General features: G+C 49.4%; 11 protein-coding genes and 3 pseudogenes. 12 read left to right on the plus strand and 2 right to left on the minus strand.

Going from position 1 to position 17731, the window contains the following annotated elements; genetic code table 11:
• Positions 1-72: 72 nt before the first annotated feature.
• From ACQRAJ_RS01215 to ACQRAJ_RS01270, 12 genes and pseudogenes are all read left to right on the plus strand, one after another.
• Positions 73-3468 carry an RICIN domain-containing protein gene (locus tag ACQRAJ_RS01215; RefSeq protein WP_427747488.1) on the plus strand — a complete coding sequence of 1132 codons (3396 nt, stop codon included), beginning with the start codon at positions 73-75 and terminating at the stop codon, positions 3466-3468.
• 196 nt (positions 3469-3664) lie between these two features.
• Positions 3665-4075 carry an RICIN domain-containing protein gene (locus ACQRAJ_RS01220; protein WP_427747489.1) on the plus strand — a complete coding sequence of 137 codons (411 nt, stop codon included), beginning with the start codon at positions 3665-3667 and terminating at the stop codon, positions 4073-4075.
• A gap of 27 nt (positions 4076-4102) precedes the next feature.
• Positions 4103-4324 (plus strand): annotated as a pseudogene (locus tag ACQRAJ_RS01225) (hypothetical protein); the annotation flags it as partial.
• A gap of 81 nt (positions 4325-4405) precedes the next feature.
• Positions 4406-4699 (plus strand): RICIN domain-containing protein, encoded by a 294-nt coding sequence (locus ACQRAJ_RS01230; protein WP_427747508.1) that lies wholly within the window; start codon positions 4406-4408, stop codon positions 4697-4699.
• Positions 4700-4756: 57 nt separating this feature from the next.
• Positions 4757-6979 carry an RICIN domain-containing protein gene (locus ACQRAJ_RS01235; RefSeq protein WP_427747509.1) on the plus strand — a complete coding sequence of 741 codons (2223 nt, stop codon included), beginning with the start codon at positions 4757-4759 and terminating at the stop codon, positions 6977-6979.
• A 319-nt stretch (positions 6980-7298) separates the two neighbouring features.
• Positions 7299-7772 carry an RICIN domain-containing protein gene (locus tag ACQRAJ_RS01240; RefSeq protein ID WP_427747490.1) on the plus strand — a complete coding sequence of 158 codons (474 nt, stop codon included), beginning with the start codon at positions 7299-7301 and terminating at the stop codon, positions 7770-7772.
• A gap of 143 nt (positions 7773-7915) precedes the next feature.
• Positions 7916-8185, plus strand: coding sequence for a hypothetical protein (locus ACQRAJ_RS01245; RefSeq protein WP_427747491.1), 270 nt, complete (start codon positions 7916-7918; stop codon positions 8183-8185).
• A pseudogene (locus ACQRAJ_RS01250) lies at positions 8161-8247 on the plus strand (hypothetical protein); the annotation flags it as partial. The gene ACQRAJ_RS01245 and the pseudogene ACQRAJ_RS01250, both read left to right, overlap by 25 nt.
• Positions 8248-8283: 36 nt before the next feature.
• Positions 8284-10191, plus strand: coding sequence for an RICIN domain-containing protein (locus ACQRAJ_RS01255; protein WP_427747492.1), 1908 nt, complete (start codon positions 8284-8286; stop codon positions 10189-10191).
• Positions 10092-10616: an RICIN domain-containing protein gene (locus ACQRAJ_RS01260; protein ID WP_427747493.1), complete on the plus strand. Its 525-nt coding sequence runs from the start codon at positions 10092-10094 to the stop codon at positions 10614-10616. Before ACQRAJ_RS01255 ends, ACQRAJ_RS01260 begins: the two co-directional genes overlap by 100 nt.
• Positions 10514-10837 (plus strand): annotated as a pseudogene (locus ACQRAJ_RS01265) (NlpC/P60 family protein); the annotation flags it as partial. The gene ACQRAJ_RS01260 and the pseudogene ACQRAJ_RS01265, both read left to right, overlap by 103 nt.
• A 277-nt stretch (positions 10838-11114) precedes the next feature.
• Entirely contained in the window at positions 11115-16088 is a 4974-nt protein-coding gene (locus ACQRAJ_RS01270) for an RICIN domain-containing protein (RefSeq protein WP_427747494.1), read from the plus strand.
• A 176-nt stretch (positions 16089-16264) separates the two neighbouring features.
• Here the strand turns inward: ACQRAJ_RS01270 and ACQRAJ_RS01275 are convergent, their stop codons facing one another.
• On the minus strand, positions 16265-16444 hold the full coding sequence (locus ACQRAJ_RS01275; protein WP_427747495.1) for a hypothetical protein: 180 nt from the start codon (positions 16442-16444) through the stop codon (positions 16265-16267).
• A gap of 92 nt (positions 16445-16536) precedes the next feature.
• On the minus strand, positions 16537-17610 hold the full coding sequence (locus ACQRAJ_RS01280; RefSeq protein ID WP_427747496.1) for an acyltransferase family protein: 1074 nt from the start codon (positions 17608-17610) through the stop codon (positions 16537-16539).
• Between the last annotated feature and the right edge of the window lie 121 nt (positions 17611-17731).

Consider the following 17731-nt stretch of genomic DNA (forward strand, 5'->3'; position numbering starts at 1 on the left):
TTCACGAATCTCTTGACGACGAAGAATGCTCCTTACCATAAAGTGTAATTAACTTCGCGGGAGGGGACAGCTGTGGGCAATTGGAAAGCCTTATTTGTTTTGGTATTTAGCACGCTTCTGCTGGGATTCTGTCTAGTTCCTGCATTTGCTGAAGACGCTGCGGTGTCTAATCAAAATGGAAACTCTACTATAACTGTGGAGCAGACGAACGTGCCTGGTGATGGCACTGGTGCCAATTTGGCCTCGGATGACGAACCCGATTCTAAGGCATCGGATACGGCTGATGCTGTGGCGCCGGAGAAGCTCAAGTCCGTCTACGATCTCGCCTCTGAGCATGTCGATGATCTTGCGGACGGTCTGTACACCCTTGGCTCTTCGGTTAACGGCAAATTCGTGCTGGATATTCCCGGTGGCACAGCAGGTGCTGGTAAAAAGTTGCAGCTGTTCGGAACTAACAATACCGATGCTCAGATCTGGCGCGTGTCTCATGACCAGAACGGCTTCGTTGTTCTTGCTTCCGTTAAGGGTTGTACGCTGGATGTTTCGGGTGGAAGTGCCAGCGACGGAAATCCTATTCAGCTCTGGTCTGATATCGGAACCCTTGCACAGCGCTGGATCGCAATTAAGGAAACCGATGGCAGCTACATGTTGGTCTCGGCGCTCGATCAAACGTTTGCTATTGATGTTGCGGGAGGGGCCGCTTCTAATGGCTCGGCTGTGCAGTTGTATAAGGTAAATGGAACAGCCGCCCAGCGATGGGTGCTGACGCCGGCCAAAACTGAACAGCAACATTTGGACGATAGGGCCGCGGCACATCGCTATGACCTTGCCGATGGAACATACGCCATCTTGGCTTCGAATGATTCGCTCGCGCTGAAGGCATCCGGTGGGTCTCTCTCATTTGATAAGTTTGGTTATTCTGGGATTCAGATGTTCGATGTCTTAACAACAGAGGATGGCTATCGCACCATTGCAATTAACGGAACCTCCACGGTCCTGGATGCGGCTGGCGGCAATGATGCCAATGGCACAAAGCTGCAGTCTTACTCTGCCAATGGATCTAAGGATCAGAAATGGATTATCGAGAAAGACGGTGAGCGCCTCCGTATTGTTTCGGCTTTGAATGGACGGAAAGTTGCCGACATCCCCGGTGGATCGATTTCCTCCGGCGCGGGGCTTCAACTATATGATGCAAATGGAACTGCAGCTCAATCCTTCTATTTTGTCGATCTGAAAGCCGTGCGGAGTGAGCTCGATAAACTGGCCTCAGATAACCGAGATGTTGTCAAAGATGGAGAATATGCTATCATTGCCGGCCCATCCTCTTCCCGTATGGTGCTCGATGTCGTCGGTGGCTCCACATCCAGCGGTGCAAATGTCCAAATTTACCAATCGAACGCAACCGATGCTCAACGCTGGCGTGTTTCTCACGACGATGACGGATACCTCACGATCACGAATATAAAGTCGGGCAAGGTCCTTGATGCTTCTGCGGGTTCTACTTCTTTGGGGACGAACGTTCAGCAATATTCGGCTTGCGGTGATGCGAACTATGCCCAGAAATGGATTGCAGCATTAAATGGAGATGGAAGTGTTCGGCTCCTTTCTGCTGTTTGGCAACAGCGCTCACTTGATGTTGCCGGCGGTTCTCTGAAGTCTCAGTCGAACATACGGCTTTATGTCTCGAATGGAACAGCTGCGCAGCGTTTTTATTTTATTGCAGCAAAGCCCGAGCCGGTTGACCCCTGCGAAGACATTTTGAAAGATGTAGGCTGGTGCGTCATCTCTCCATCTTCTAATAGTGCCGCTGCGCTTGACGTTGTCGGTGGCTCATTAAAGAACGGCGGTAACGTTCAGACACATTCTCGCAACGGCACGCTGTCTCAGCTATTTAAGGCCGAGTACTGCGATGGTTATTATGTCCTGTGTAATGCTGGCTCCGGCAAGGTACTTGATGTTACGGCGGGCGATGTTGTGCCGGGAACGAATATTCAGCAGTGGAATGAATCTCCCAACGACAATCAGCTATTTAGCGTGGTTCGCAATGAGGATGGAAGCTATACATTCATCAACAAGGGCACGGGGCTCACACTTGCCGTATCCGGTTCTAATGTGGTTGCCGCTACGCCGGGGGATTCTGTTCAGACATCGTTTGCTTTGATTGAGCAAGAATATTTGCTGAATGAGGGCCTTTACGAGATATATTCGTCTACAAATTCATCCTATGTACTTGATGTTGCGGGCGGATCTGCAGGCACTGGTGCCAATGTCCAGCTTTATGCTTCCAATGGCTCCTTCGCCCAAAAATGGCTGCTAAAAAAGGTGGATGGAGCTAAGAATACCTATACGCTAGAATCCGTTTGCTCATCCAACAAGCTTGCGGTTTCGGGATCCAATGTTTGCACGGCCGCCTCGACAGATGCGAAGGCGCAGCAGTGGACGGTCCGAATTGACAAAACCGGCATCGAGTTCGTTTCCGTGGATAAAAACCTATCGCTCGATGTGAAGGGCGGCAATTTCGCTTCGTCCTCCAATGTCCAAGTCTATACTTCAAACGATTCTGCAGCGCAGAGGTTCCGCCTTCGTTCGACTTCGGCGGATGTCGCAAACGGCACGTATTTCATTCGAATGGCGTCTCGTGCAAACTCGGTCTTAGATGTTTCCGGTGGATCGTCCGCTGACGGTGCGAATGTGCAGATTTGGCAAAATAACGATACAGGCGCTCAAAAATGGAATTTCTCACGCAACGTTGATGGCTCTTATACAATCGTCAACGCCGCCAGTGGCAAAGCTCTTGATGTAAAAGATGCCGCTGTCTCCTCAGGGACGAATATCCAACAATGGTCCAGAAACGGCAGTGCTGCCCAGCGCTGGTATATTGAGTACGCATCCGGTGGCTTCATATTGTCTTCCGCCCTTAACACGGCATTTGTTATTGATGTCTCTGGAGGAAATGCGGCAAACGGTACGAATGTTGTGCTATATGCGAGCAATGATTCAAAGGCGCAGCGGTTTACATTCAAGGCAACTACGTATGTTCAGCCCTTGCCTGCGGATCAACAGGCAATGTATAACCGTGCGCAGTGGTACAACAGCAACACGGAGTGGTTGATTTTGACTGATACCGTCGGATGCCGTACAGGTATTTTTAGGGGTTCTCGCGGCAACTGGAAGTTATGGTCTTTCTGGCAGTGCGCTCCTGGCAAGAACGGGTCGCCGACTGTGCTGGGCGAGTATTCCGTCTATGGAAAGGGTCTCTCGTTTGGGCATGGATATACCTGCTGGTACTACACTCAGTTCTACGGCGACTATCTGTTCCACACGCAACCTTGCTATACAGGAACGTTTAATGTGAAGGACCCCACTATGGGACAACGTGCATCAGCGGGATGCATTAGGCTTACAACGGACCACGCAAAATGGATTTACGACAATATTCCCTATGGAACAAAGGTCGTCAATTACTAGGCTTAAAGGCGGACCGCATATTGCGGCCGCCTTTTTGCGCAAAGATTTGTATGATGCGCCGAACCGCGATTAAATGATTCAAGAGCACAGCAGTTTTGTTGCGTACAATTCGCATGACTTGATGGCCAAGTCTTGCGAATTGTTTATAGCGCAGGCGTTGTGTTGCTGGTGATGGTGAGACTGTCTGGGGGATGACATGGGTCGTAAAAAGAGCGGTTGCATTTCACTACAAGCAGGGTTTTTGTTGTGCCTGCTTTTAGTGCTACCTTTCGTTCCAAAATCGGGCTCGACTGCCTTTGCTGAAGTCTCTGCAGCCAGTTTGTCCTTCGCAGAGAATCTGAAAACCGAAGACGATGTCGATCCCTCTCAGAATTTGTCTCTGGATGAGGCAACTCAAGATGTTGACGTCAGCGATGGGGGCTCGGATATCGAGTCCGAATCTTCTGCCGAAGCAGGTGATTTGTCTCAATATTCGATTCTCGATCGTGGCGCTTATTTCTTAACCTCGGCTTTGTCGGGTCATCGTGTGCTCGATGTTGTGGGCGGTTCGGTGAGTGTCGGTGCGGCGATACAGCTGTATGGCAGAAAGGAGACGGCTGCTCAGTAGTTTGTTCTTGAGGATCTTGGCGACGCACAATATGCCTTTAAGAACGTGAAATCGGGGCTGTATCTTTGCTATCCCAACGATGCTTCTTGTTTCTCGGACCATCCGCTTCTTACGCAGCGCACTGGTGACGACGATTCTTGGGACCTTGCGTGGCATGTTCGACAGGTTGGTGGTGGATATATCTTTTCGCCCGCTATTGATGATGGCTTTGCCATTGACATTGCCGGTGCTAACGATGCCAATGGCACTCAAATCCGTCTATTTCAAGCCAGCGCGTCTGCGGCTCAGATTTTTACGCTTGAAAAACCCAAGGCGGCTATCGTAGCCGAGATTGCGGCTGCCCATGCTTCCGATCTTGCTGACGGCACCTATCTCATTCGTTCAGCAAAGAGTTCTTGGCAAACGCTTGATGTCGCAGGAGGATCTAAGGTCTCGGGTGCGAACATTCAACTTTATGTGCTTAACGCCTCACCTGCACAAACATGGATGGTCTCCCATGACACGGATGGTTTCATAACGCTTACCTGCAAGGGCTCTGGGCTTGTGCTTGATGTTTCTGGCGGAAGCGCTCAATCTGGAACGTATGTTCAACAGTATTCATCTAATGGTTCTGCCGCACAATAGTGGATTGCTCTGAGAGATGGCGGCCCAATAAAGCTTGTTTCCGCCCTTGACCCCTCAATCTGCCTTGATATTGCCGGTGGAAATACGGATAGCGGGACGAATGTTCGCACTTGGTCCGATAACGGCGCGAGTGCTCAACGTTGGTCATTTTTTAATCTAAACGCCCAGCGTGAAGAACTGGATGCACTTGCGCAACAAAACGCTGGCGGTATCGCTGATGGGCGTTATATTTTGGCTCTTGGCGTCGGCGGAACTAAGGTGTTGGATGTAGCCGCTGGATCCAAGAACAACGGTGCTAATGTTCAGTCCTATGCCTCGAATATGACGAAGGCGCAACAGGGGGATATTTCTCATGATAATTTGGGCTATTTGATCATCAGAAATGTTTCCTCGGGTAGAGTGCTCGACGTTGCTGGTGGTTCTTGTTCATTGGCCACTAATATCCAGCAGTATTTATTTAACGGATCGCTTGCTCAGCGATGGATCGCTGTTTCCTCAACGCCGGCTGGGCTATTCCGGCTACAGTCGGCACTTATGTCCGGTGTTGTTCTGGATGTTGCGGGCGGCTCATCTTCAAATGGTGCCATTATTCAAACGTTTGCAAGCAATGGGTCCGCTGCTCAAAACATTCGCTTTATTTCAACGGCGCCCGATGTAGCTCCGTGCGATGATCTTGGTCTTGATGGCTGGTTTACCATTTCGTCGGTGACTGATTCGTCTCGAGTCTTCGACAGTGCTGGGGACTCCTCTTCCAACGGGGCTAATGTCCAGACCTATGCCGCTAATGGTACGTTTGCGCAGGTTTTTAAGTTTGTATACGAGGGTGGATACTACCGGATCGTGAGCGCCCAGTCTGGCAAGGCCCTTGATGTTGATGGTGGCAATTTGTGTCCTGGGACTAATGTTCATCAATGGAGTATCGGCAGTAATAATGCAAATCAGTTGTTTTCGATTGTGCGCAATGAGGATGGATCGTATGCAGCGACCAATAAGGCAACCGGATTGGTCTTGACTGTTGGAAGTTCTATCGTATTTGGGGATGCCCCGTCTGATTACGGCTCGCAAAGCTTGACGTTTACAAAGCTGACCTCGCTTTTGCCTGAGGGCTTCTTTACCATTTCGAGTTCTGCCGCTTCTTCTGCGGTTCTCGATGTTGCTGGCGGCTCTGTTGCTGACGGGGCCAACGTGCAGCTCTATGGAAGCAATAAGTCTCTTGCTCAGAAGTGGAAAATTGCAAAGGTTGCCGACCGGGATAATGCCTATACCATTGAGAGTCTGGTATCTGGCAAGGTTTTAACGGCGGATGAGGACGGTAACGTTTGTGTTCGTTCTCTTGCCAACAACGACTTTCAACTGTGGACCGCTCAGATCGATGACGGCTGTGCTGTCTTTGTTAACGTGGCAACGGGAAAAGTGCTTGATGCTGCAGAGGGTTCAGCAGGTAACGGAACAAATATAGGAACGTACGCCTCTAATGGTGCTGCAGCGCAGACCTTTAGGCTGACTGCCTGTTCATTAGCTGACGCGGGCACTTACACTATTGCCACTGCCTCGAATCGTTCTAAGGCATTAGATGTATCGAACGGCTCGCGTTCCAATGGCGCCAATGTGCAGCTCTGGTCATCTAATAGTTCTGGTGCTCAAAAATGGAATGTTAGCGTCAACTCTGATGGAACTGTTTCGATCCAGAACTGTCGAAGCAAGAAGTATCTTGATGTGCTTAACGCACAGGGCGTTTCGGGCACTAGCGTTCAGCAATGGGAGGGGAACGGAAGCTCTGCTCAACGTTGGCGTATCGACTATGCGGGCGGTGGTTCCTTCGCTGTTCACTCTGTGCTCAACGATTCGCTTGTTTTGGATGTGTATGGGGGCGCGCTTAACGATGGGTCCAATATCCAGATTTACGCCGCCAACGGCTCTGCCACACAAGGATTTACCTTTGTTCAGACGAGCTATACGTCTGAGGCGGTAGATTTGGCTGTTCCCGTTTATAACCAGTACTCTGTCGGTTTGCCCAATGGTTGCGAATCGGCGGCCCTAACCAATGTCCTTAACTACTACGGTTTTGGTGTCGGTCCTTGTGAGATGGCTGATCGCTGGATTCCTCGTAGCTCTTGGGATTTCGTTTGGTGCTTCTGGGGCGATCCCCATAGCTATTCAAACGGTAACGAGATCTGTGCTCCTGGACTCAATAAGGCCGCCAACAGTTTCTTGGCGAGCCGGGGGAGTAGTTTGCACTCGTATGATGTTTCGGGGACATCTTTGTATGACCTTTGGTAATACCTGGATGATGGATACCCGGCAATTATTTGGACTACCGTTCATCAAGGCAACGTTGGCAATATTTACGCTCGACAGGGCGGTTATTTCGCCTGTTTAATTCGCATACGGTGGTCTTGAAGGGCTATGACCCTCAAACAAACAAGATCATGATCTCCGATACGATTGATGGCTATACTACCTATGATCGAGATTGGATTGCTTGGGTCTATCAGCAACGAGGTGCGCAAGCAGTCGTTATTAAGTAGCTAATTGCAATTTCCTCGCGGTTTGTATCAACTATTGTAGATTCAGTGCTAAGTTGGATCGGGGGTTTGATATGAGCTTTAGTCGGAATGCCCGCGGCCTATCTGCTTTTTCTTTAGTTGTTTTGGCTGCGGGCCTTTTGTTTTCCTCCGTTGGGGTGTCACCGCTATTTGCAGAAGAGACATTGGCTAATGGGAGCGATGTTAATCAGGTTGTTGGTTCGGACGTCGCCTGTGAAGGTGATTTTGTACCGGACGCTTCGTCTGCATTGCCGATCGAAGGACAGTCTGAAGACCCATTTGCGTCCATTAGCAATTCAATCTCCGCCACGTCGGAAGACGATATTAGCGCTGAAGATTTGGCCATTAAAAACAAGGGCACGCTTCTTGATGGTGTGACATATGTTTTTGCCGGCCGTGCTACTTCGCGCAAAGTCTGGGACGTTGCGGGAGGGTCTTCTTCAAATGGCGCCAATGTCCAGATATACAGTTCGAATATGAGCAAGGCGCAGCGCTGGCTGGTACATGAGGACAAAGATGGCTTTTAACTTTCGAAAATGTCGGTTCTGGTTTGGTGCTTGACGTTTCCGGTGTGTAAAGCTGAGTCGGGGCGTAATGTTCAGCAGTATGTGAGTAATGGTACTCGTGCGCAAAAGTGGATTGCCGTTAAAGGCGCGCCGATGGAGGCTTAGTGATTCATTCCGCCCTTGACTGTGATTACATGCTTGATATCGCTGGCGGTGGTTCCGCCAATGGCGCTAATATTCAGCTTTATAAGGGTAACCAAACTGCTGCGCAGATGTTTTTTGCATTTGAGTCCAATCCGGTCGTTGATTCCTTGGGGCAGAGCGTTGCCGACGGCGTTAATTTTATCAATCAGACGGTTCGGCGCTTGATGTTAAAGGAGCCTCCTCCGAATCGGGCGCATCTCTTCAGTCCTATGCAAAGAACGATACCGTAGCGCAGGCGTTCCGCCTTACGTATGATAGTTCGTCCGGTTTCTACACTATCGTTTCGCTTGTTTCGGGTAAATTACTAGATGCGGATTGTGGTAGCGTCGTGCCTAGCGGCGCTGTCCACCTGTATGGGTCCCTCGACGATGCTGGTTCATATACAAAGAATCGTTTCTGGGCTCTTAAGCCTTCTGAAGAGGGCTTCGTCATTCAAAATGCCGCCAACGGGCTGTATCTTTCATTTGAGGGTGGCGTTGCGGTTACTGCTACTGATGCTGCTAGCTGGACTTTGACCCAGACGAATAGTTTTACCTGTACGCAATGGGATGTCGATGCTTTTGCTGCCGTACGGGGTCTGCAGATTGCGGACGGAACCTATGCGCTCTGCATGGATTCTTCGCCACGAAGCGTTGTCGATGTTTCCGGCGGTTCGATGGCGAGCGGCGCCAATATACAAATTTACACTTCTAACAACACTGCCGCTCAGCGTTGGGTCATTCAAAATGTCTACGGTCCCGACGGCGGGCCTACCGGCTATGTGACGATCACCCACGCGGGAACCTCCTCCGCCCTTGATGTTTTCGGCGGAAGTATAAAGTCTGGCGCAAACGTTCAGCAATACGCTGAGAACGGAACCGCTGCGCAGCGTTGGATTCCTGTTAAGCAGGCAAATGGATCGTTTGTTTTCTATTCCGGTCTCGGGCGCAATCTTGTTTTAGATGTGAGTGGTGGTAGCGTTTCGAACGGTGCCAATGTTCACATTTGTTCGGCAAATGGTTCTGCTGCGCAGCGCTTCATTGCCATCAATGCTTATCCTCATGCTGATGCGGGTGCCCAGACGGTTACGGATGGCATGTACCAGATCAATTCCGTTTCGGATTCCTCAAAATGCCTTGACGTTGTGGGAGGCTCCACCTATAACGGCGCTCGCGTTCAAACTTATTCTGCAAATGGTACGCTGGCACAGTGTCTCAAGCTTTCATATGACCCATCTACGGGCTTCTATTCGATTCGCCCTGCTAAGTCGGGCAAGGGGCTTGATCTTGATAATGGCGATATTATTCCCGGTGCTAAAGTTCAACAGTGGGATTTCCCCGGAATTGGATCAAACCAACAGTGGCGCATTGAATCTGATGGGGATGCGTATTTAATCCGGTCTGTTGCGAGCAATTTGGTGCTGGAGCGGAAGTCCGACGGGTCCGTGACGACCGCTGTCGAAAACGGGGACGCTGCGCAACGTTGGGCCTTTGAGGCTTTTAATGTGTCGCTCAACGGAGGCTGCTACTCCATTTACTCGGATTCGGCGGGTAAATATGTCGATATTTGCGGCGGTTCTTTTTCAGAGGGAGCTCCGCTGCAGATTTATGCAGAAAATGGGACTATGGCTCAGAAATTTTGGGCTCGTAAAGACGATCAAGGATTTTACTCGTTCCAGTGTGTCAATTCTGCCAAGTACCTTTCGGCGCGCGAGTCCGATGGCGCCGTTCTTCAGGTTTCTGATAAGGATTCCGATGAGACCAAATGGTCGCTTGGCATCTGCTTTGGTAACGGTATTGAGTTAAAGAACAAAATGACCGGCAAGGTCTTGACTGCCTCTCGATCTGGGAATTCTCTTGTGTGCATTGACGAGAATAATACCGCGGCACAAGGGTGGGCAATTGCATCTGCCTCTCTGATTGCTGACGGATTCTATGAGTTCGCTCCCATGCATGCGACTGGGCTACGACTTGAGGTGGCCGGTGGCTCTCGCTCGAATGGCGCAAGCGTCCAAATATATGCTTCCAACGGCACTTTAAGTCAGCGCGTGTGGGTCCGTAGCGTCGGCGGCGGTTGGTGCTCGCTTACCGCTTGCTGCTCTGCTTACCCCCTCGACGTCCTCAACTGTTCCGATGCGGATGGTGCAAATGTCCAGCAATGGCAGTGGAATGGTTCGAACGCTCAAAAGTGGCGCTTCGAAATGGGGGAGAGTGGAATCAAGATTATCTCTGCCCGCGGAATAAGGTTCTTGATGTAAGTGGTGGGGCTACCGCGAATGGGTCCAATGTCCACCTGTGGTCTTATAACGGGTCCAGCGCACAGGACTGGCGTGCTATTTCTGCAGAGCGCCCCGCGAAGATTGGCTATCAGAATCCTGCGAACTATCCGCAGGTTAGCAGCTTGACGGTTAAACTTCCGAGTTATTGCACTGGCGAATTTATCTATGTGACACCGTCTCGCATTGCAATCGACGCCACACGAGATGATTGTGTCGATGCCTTTATTCAACGCGCTTATGAGTATGTTGGTACGCGCTATATTGAACCGTATTCCACGGCCCCGGCGGTGCCGTCGATTGTTCGGGTTTTGTATTGCAATGCCTTTATGCTACAGGTATGGATATGGGAATCTCCAACCCGTACAGCCATCGCTGGCTTGCTTGGCAAACCTACAACTCTATGAATTGGTACAACAACGGTACGTTTATGCCTGTGAGTGTTGGCAGCATGCAACGTGGTGACGTCATCTACTACCGCGGCCATATTGCTATCTATTTGGGCGGAGGGCGCATGATTGATTCTTGGCCCAGGCAGGGCGCCGGTGTTCACGGCGTCTACGAGCGCGGCAACCCGATTGGTGCCGCTCGTCCGTTTGTGCAATCCATCTCCGTAAATCGAGGTTAATATTTTCGACGTGTTTTGGGCTTATTGCCATGATGACAATCGCGCCAATTTAAAAGTTGGTATGATTATTGCCGTCCCGTTCACTCCAATACGTGGGCAGGGTCCATCTGGGGCCATATTGCAATCTATATTGGAGACGGCAAAGTAATTGAGAACATTGGTCGGTTAACGTCCGCGGGCTTGATGACTGGGTCAATTACTATGGGACAACGTATACACCGCTTTGGGGTTGGTACCGTAATACCGCCCTTTGTTAGATTGGGTCTGGTTTATCAAAATGCGCAAGAATGGCCGTCTTGTATCGTCTCTACTAGTTGCCCTCGGTTTGCTTTACGGACTGGGGGCAACCCCTGTTTTTGCTGATGATGCCCCGCTTCCTGTCGATGCTTCCTTGGAGGAGCGTTTAGCTTATGGCGAGGCGCATCCCGACGATGACCTTGGTACCTATACTGCCGGTAGCTCGATGGAGGGGGAGCCGCTTGCCGCGGCACTCGATGCTCGCTCGGGTAATGGCTCCCCGTATTGGGGTGGCTCCAACGCTTCTAAAACGTTTTACAACGGCTACGACGAGGTGTTCGCATCGCCTGCCCTTAAGGTCATCGATGTCTCGGAATGGCAGGGGACGATTGATTGGAATAAGGTCAAAAACTCAGGTGTGGATGCTGTCATTTTGCGTTTTGCGCATTCAACGAGTCATTTTGACAAGCAATTTGAGCGCAACTTGAGCGAAGTCCGTCGTCTGGGAATTCCGTTTGGCCTGTACATCTTTAGCACCGCCCAGAATTCGAATGACGCCACAAGCGAAGCGTACTTTACCCAGCAAATCGTGAACAAATACGGTCTATACGATCTGTCTCTGCCGATTTTCTATGACCTCGAGACGTTCTACGACAGCAACGGAAATGCAATATCGCCCAATAGTGTTTCGGCATACGAGGGCATCGTGAATGCGTATTTTAATACGCTGTCTGGTTTTGGCATTAACAACGTGTCCATTTATTCCGGCCGCTGGTATACGGATACCTACCTAAAGGCCGCAAGCGTGCGTCCTCGTGTGTCCTGGATTGCTGAATATGGCCCCAAACTCAAGACTTCATTTAGCTGTACTGGCCAGTATGGATGGCAGTACACATCTTCGGAACATCTTGATGGCATTACCGCTAATACGGTTGACATGAGCGCCTTTTCCTCAGCTGATTTTGTTAACGTTCTTAATATGCCTGACTTTTCTCTTGCTGATGGATCTTACTACATCGATTCGATTGCAAAAGATTCTTCGAGTGTTACCGTGACTGCCGACACCAGTCTTTCTTTGTATGGGGCTCAGGGAACGGCTAATCAGCGTTTTAATCTTGAGTCGGACGGCTCTGGGGCATATCGAATTAAGAGTGAGTCAACTGGGTTATATCTTTCGGTTGCGGGAGATAATGCGCAAAGCGGATCTTCGGTCACTCAGGCCGCTTATGCTCAGGACGAGCGCCAGCTTTGGCATATCCGTGTTGCCGATAGTGGATTCTACATTCAGTCTGCTTTGGGTAACTGGGTGCTCGATCTTAATGGTGGGAGTACTGCGGATGGCACTTCGGTTCGCATCTGGGCCCCAAATAAGTCGAATGCTCAGCGCTTTACCTTTGCGTTCACTTCAACCGTTAAGACCGACACGGCTTTCGCTATAAAGAGTGTGCTTAACCCGCAGCTTGTCATGGATATCTATGGTGGCTCTTCTGACAACCTGGCGCGTCTCCAGATTTATAACGCCAACAATAGCCAGGCGCAGATGTTTTCTTTTAAGCAGGTCGGTAATGGTCTGTACGAAATCGTAAACGTTAACTCTGGTAAGCCCTTTGAGGCGCAAGGCGGTTCTGTCTCCAACGGTGGGGTAATCTCTCAGTATTCATCCAACGGCACCTGCGCCCAGCATTGGTCCATCATTGATTGCGGCAATGGCGAATATTCGTTCATTAATTCAAAATCCGGTAAAGCCATTGATGTTCCGGGCGGTAACGGCATGAGTGGGTCCGCGCTTCAGATTTATACGTATAACGCATCTGATGCGCAGAAATGGACACTTGCGCCGGCGCGTACCGTTCGTCAGGAGCTTAATGATCTCGCCGCCTCGAGCAAGGGTCTTGTAAAAGAGGGCGTTGAATATGCTATTGGCTCCTCCTCTGAGCGTCAGGTTTTCGATATTGCTGGTGGATCTACGAACTCCGGCGCCATTCTTCAGCTGTATGCATCTAATGCAACTAAGGCTCAGCGCTGGACGTTTTCCTATGACAAGAATGGCTATGCGACCATTACGAATGTGAAATCGGGTAAAGTTCTAGATGTTTCTGGCGGCAGCAAAAAAGCTGGTGCTAAAGTTCAGCAGTATGAGCCCAATGGCTCTTGGGCTCAGAAATGGATTCTTGTCGATTGCGGCGACGGCTTTGTCAAAATATGCTCTGCGATTAGGGCGGGCTTTGTTTTGGATCTTGCCGGCGGCTCCACTGCAAATGGTGCGAATGTCCAGGTTTATGACGACAACGGCACTGCTGCGCAGCGTTTTCGGCTGTATACCGCCGGAGAAGTTTCCAAGGTTCAAACAATTGATTCTCAGTCTGCTGTTGTAACGGCTTCCGACGGTCGCGTTTTTGATGTGTGTGGCGGCAGTATAGATAGCGGAGCAGCCCTTCAGCTTTATAGCGCCAATGGGACCATTGCGCAGTCGTTTGGCTTTGAATTTGATGCTGAAGCAGGCCATTATGCAATTAAGTCTGCGAAATCCTATCGCTACCTATATGCTCAGGACGGGGACATTGTTCCTGGTACCGCGGTTAAGCAAGGGGGCCTGTCGCCCTTGTCGCACATTTATAAGTGGGCTGTCGAAGATGCAGGTTACGGCCTGTACCGTATTGTTAACGCTGCAACGGGGTGTGTTTTGGGTGTAAGTGCTTCTGGCAAGCTCGTTACGGTTTCTAGGGGCGATGCGCGTGAGCTATTAGTTTCATTTGCGCCATCTAATTTTAAATGTCTCCGTTCTGAACAGGATGCAGACGCAGCAGCTCATGCGTCTGATTTGCCGGATGGCGAGTATATCGTCAGCTCAAGCAAGTTCTATTCCTATGTTTTGGGTGTTTCTGGTGGGTCAAAAGAAAATGGTGCCAATATTCAGTTAAACACGTCGAATATGGACACAGCTCAGCGCTGGATCGTTTCCCATGACGACAAGGGTTATGTTGCGTTTACAAACGTTGGCTCCAATAAGGTGATTGATGTCGTCGGTGGAAACGCTTCCGATGGTACAAATGTTGCTCAGTATGCCTCTAATGGCTCATATTCTCAAAAGTGGATTGTTGTCAAGCAGTCTGACGGCTCATATCTTATCGAAAGCGCTCTTAGGCCCGGATGCTATCTCGGATCTAGGGGAGAAAAAGCGTTTAATGGCGCGAATGTGGAGCTGAGCTCAAAAGAAGACAATTCGTGTTTTGCGTTACTTAGCACATCTCCGCAAGTTGCCAAATGCGAAGACATTCTTCCGGAAGGTTACTTTACGCTGAGCCCTGCTTGCGGTTCCTCCGGTAAGGTCATTGATATTGCTGGTGGCTCAAGCTCCAACGGGGCAAATGCTCAGCTCAACAATTCCAATGGTACGCTTGCTCAGCTGTTTAACTTTGAATATCACGATGGCTACTACCTGATCCGAAATGCTAAAACTCAGAAAGCGCTTGATGTTGCTGGTGGCGAGCTCATTCCGGGTGCTAATGTTCAACAGTGGGATGGCGATTCGACCAATTCAAATCAGTTGTTTACAGCTATTGAAAACAGTGATGGGACCTTTTCATTCGTTAATAAGGCAACCGGCTTGGTCCTCAACGTCGCCAACGGCTCCGATTCCGCTCAAGCGAATGTTAACGTATCTTTATCTAATGGCACTGCCGCACAGAAGTTTTCGCTTCATCAGGTTACCGAGTTTTTGAGTGAGGGTGCGTTTACTTTCGAGTCGACTACAGCCTCTAAAGTCTTGGATGTTGCTGGTGGTTCCATGGAGGATGGGGCTGCCATTCAACTATATACATCAAACGATACGCCTGCTCAAAAATGGTATGTGAGTAAAGTCCCTGGGTTGAACAATACGTACGAGATTGAGTGTATCGGTACTGAGAAGGTGCTCTCTCTTGCTGATGAGGGGAAGCTTGTCCAGCTGACAGCTAATGGTGCCGATTCTCAGCGATGGCGCAGTGCGCTTTCTGGCGGCAAGATTGCGTTGCAGAATGCGGCCACAGGTCAGTATCTCTGTGTTTCGGGTTCCTCTTCGACATTGGGCATGGTTGATTCTCTTGAATTGCCTGGGGTTCGTTTTAATGCAAAGAGCGTTGGGGTTCTGTCTGAAGGGTCATATACCATTCAGCTAATGTCGAATCGCTCTCAGGTGTTCGATGTTTCTGGTGGTTCAACGACTGCTGGCGCACCGGTAGGTTTCTATGGTTCGAATGGAACAGCGGCTCAAATATGGGACGTTCGTAAAAATTCTGACGGCACATATGAGATTTCGAGCGCTAAATCTTGCAAACCGTTGGACATTAGAGACGCTAATCAAGTTGCTGGCAATGGGGTACAAATTTGGACCCGAAACGAGAGCGCTGCCCAAAAATGGAAATTGGTATACAACAGGGGAGAGGGCTATACCATTCAGTCGACCAGCGGCCTCATCCTTGCTTCTACTAATGGTTTGCTTGCACTTTGCGAAGATAGTGGTTCTGCTAATCAGCGTTTTGCTTTTGAGAAGGCAACTTACATTCCTCCAACACTGACTGGTGTTCAGTGGAAGGGCTGCGCGCATTATTCTTCGACTCGCTATGGCGAAGATTGGAGTGTGATCGTAATCCATATTTCGGAGTGTACATCGCTTTCGCAGATCGACAATACATTTTGGGGTACGCGTGAAGCATCGGCTCATTACGGCGTGGCACCGGGACAGATTCACCAGTATGTTGGTCTTAACGATACGGCATGGGCAGTAGGCAACTGGGAGTGGAATAAGCGCTCGGTGTCTATTGAGCATGTGGGTACAACGGCAAACCCGCCTTCGTATGCCACTCTTGATACAAGTGCGCAGTTGATGGCGGCCTTGGCTCGCTCGAAAGGATGGCGCCATCTTACACTGGGAGATAACGTGGGCATTCACAAATGGTACTCAAGTACGTCCTGTCCGGCTGGAACTGATGTTAATTGGCTGGTTGCGAAGGCAAATCAGTATTTGGGAAATTAACTGTGGCTTGTTTTGGCTACCTTTTGGCGCTCATATTATTTAAATCGATACTGTCGAAATCCTTAATGTTGTTAGCGTTGGAATAATTTGGCCAAATATAGTCGGCCGAGATTGACCAATCCCGGCCGACCCATTTTAGCCAACACGCCCGCATCTATGACTTTCCTATCGCATTCCTACATCCCCTCGGGCTGGATCCCCCGCATCACCAACACCGACGCCTTGTCGAACAGCCTGTCGAGGGCGCACAGGAGCGTGTCGTCGTCCGTGAAGAACTCATCCCACCCGCTCGGGGCGATGTTGCTCGTGAGGACCATCGCGTTTGGCCCGTCTTCATGCCGATGGCTGACGACCATATTCTTTCAATCGCTGAGGTATTCAACTTTCAGGATTCTGAAAGTTAGATTGCGTCACCATTGTTGTCGTCGCCATCTTAATGCTAGAAAAACTAATGATGAGCCGACCGGTTGATATAGTTCGATATTTGTGAAGTAATCAATCTTCTTGCGATATCGATTGCTAAGCAGCAAATCATTACAAACGAGGGAATTGTTATTACAAGTAATATTCCGTGCTGGTTTCCTAGATTTCCGAAGGTGAATATGCTCTTCCAGAGGAAGTCTTGAACAAATTGGAATTCGGAAATAAGATATACCGCTAAAGCTGATGCAGCAACCCAATTGATGACGGTAGATTTAATATGGTACACCTTAGATAGCTTAAACACCGATAATGATAATGTAAATGATAGGCCCATTGAGAGAATGCTGGCTGGCGAGTAGACGTATCCATCAAATAGGTTTACAGCAAACTCTTTTATTATACCGTGTGAATAATACGGAAGATGGTTGCACGCTATTCCTAACACAAAGCTTGCAACCCCAATAAGCGCCAGACTTTTCCACTTTGTTATATCAAGATCGATGTACCAGCGAAAATAGCAGATATCAACCGCTAGAACAATGAAGTCGATAAGCAGCCCTCCGGCTGGAAACGTAACAAAGGGAAGATATCGAAAGAGTCCATATACAAACGTTAGCGATTGCGCGAGAAATCGGTGACCCTTTTTGTTGCATGCTCGAAGCCCAACCATTAAATAGGGAAGAAGTAATATCAGAGCAGCATACGAATTAATGAACCACCATCCGTACCCAGTGGCAATTGGAAATAACGTCTTGATAACTAAGAATAGCGAAAACTGCTGGTTTCCAGTAAAGACAGAGATAGCTCCTAAAACGATACTGTAAAATACAACCTCTTTATGCAATAGCATAATCTTTTTTATTGCGTCTTTTATGCCAAATGAAGTCCTGGACGCCATAAACCATACTGTTATAAACACGAAACAGCCGACTGCGACCTTTCCAATGGGTATAAAAACTTCGTTGAGCGTGAAACGTGCTACAGGGTTGGGGAATACCGATACTGCATCTGCATTATGAATTACAAAATGATGTGCAACTACACACCACATTGAAATTAATCTAAATAATTCGATTAATGAATTACGCTCTTTTGACATGAGGTCCTCCGGTTAACTTAAGTTAACGCTGAATGCTGATTAATCTAATTTAGTTTACAGCAGGTAAGAGTAATAGATTAATAGAGGCATAGATTCAGTCAGGGCAACGTAATGCAGACTA

The sequence above is a fragment of the Collinsella sp. SGI.184 genome (assembly GCF_050313415.1).
Taxonomy (GTDB): Bacteria; Actinomycetota; Coriobacteriia; order Coriobacteriales; family Coriobacteriaceae; genus Collinsella.

Excerpts from the sequence above, each read along its gene's own strand:
- ACQRAJ_RS01220 (WP_427747489.1), top strand. The coding sequence starts at position 3,665 with ATGGGTCGTAAAAAGAGCGGTTGCATTTCACTACAAGCAGGGTTTTTG.
- ACQRAJ_RS01240 (WP_427747490.1), top strand. The coding sequence starts at position 7,299 with ATGAGCTTTAGTCGGAATGCCCGCGGCCTATCTGCTTTTTCTTTAGTT.
- ACQRAJ_RS01260 (WP_427747493.1), top strand. The coding sequence starts at position 10,092 with ATGGCAGTGGAATGGTTCGAACGCTCAAAAGTGGCGCTTCGAAATGGG.
- ACQRAJ_RS01270 (WP_427747494.1), top strand. The coding sequence starts at position 11,115 with ATGCGCAAGAATGGCCGTCTTGTATCGTCTCTACTAGTTGCCCTCGGT.
- ACQRAJ_RS01275 (WP_427747495.1), bottom strand. The coding sequence starts at position 16,444 with ATGGTCGTCAGCCATCGGCATGAAGACGGGCCAAACGCGATGGTCCTC.
- ACQRAJ_RS01280 (WP_427747496.1), bottom strand. The coding sequence starts at position 17,610 with ATGTCAAAAGAGCGTAATTCATTAATCGAATTATTTAGATTAATTTCA.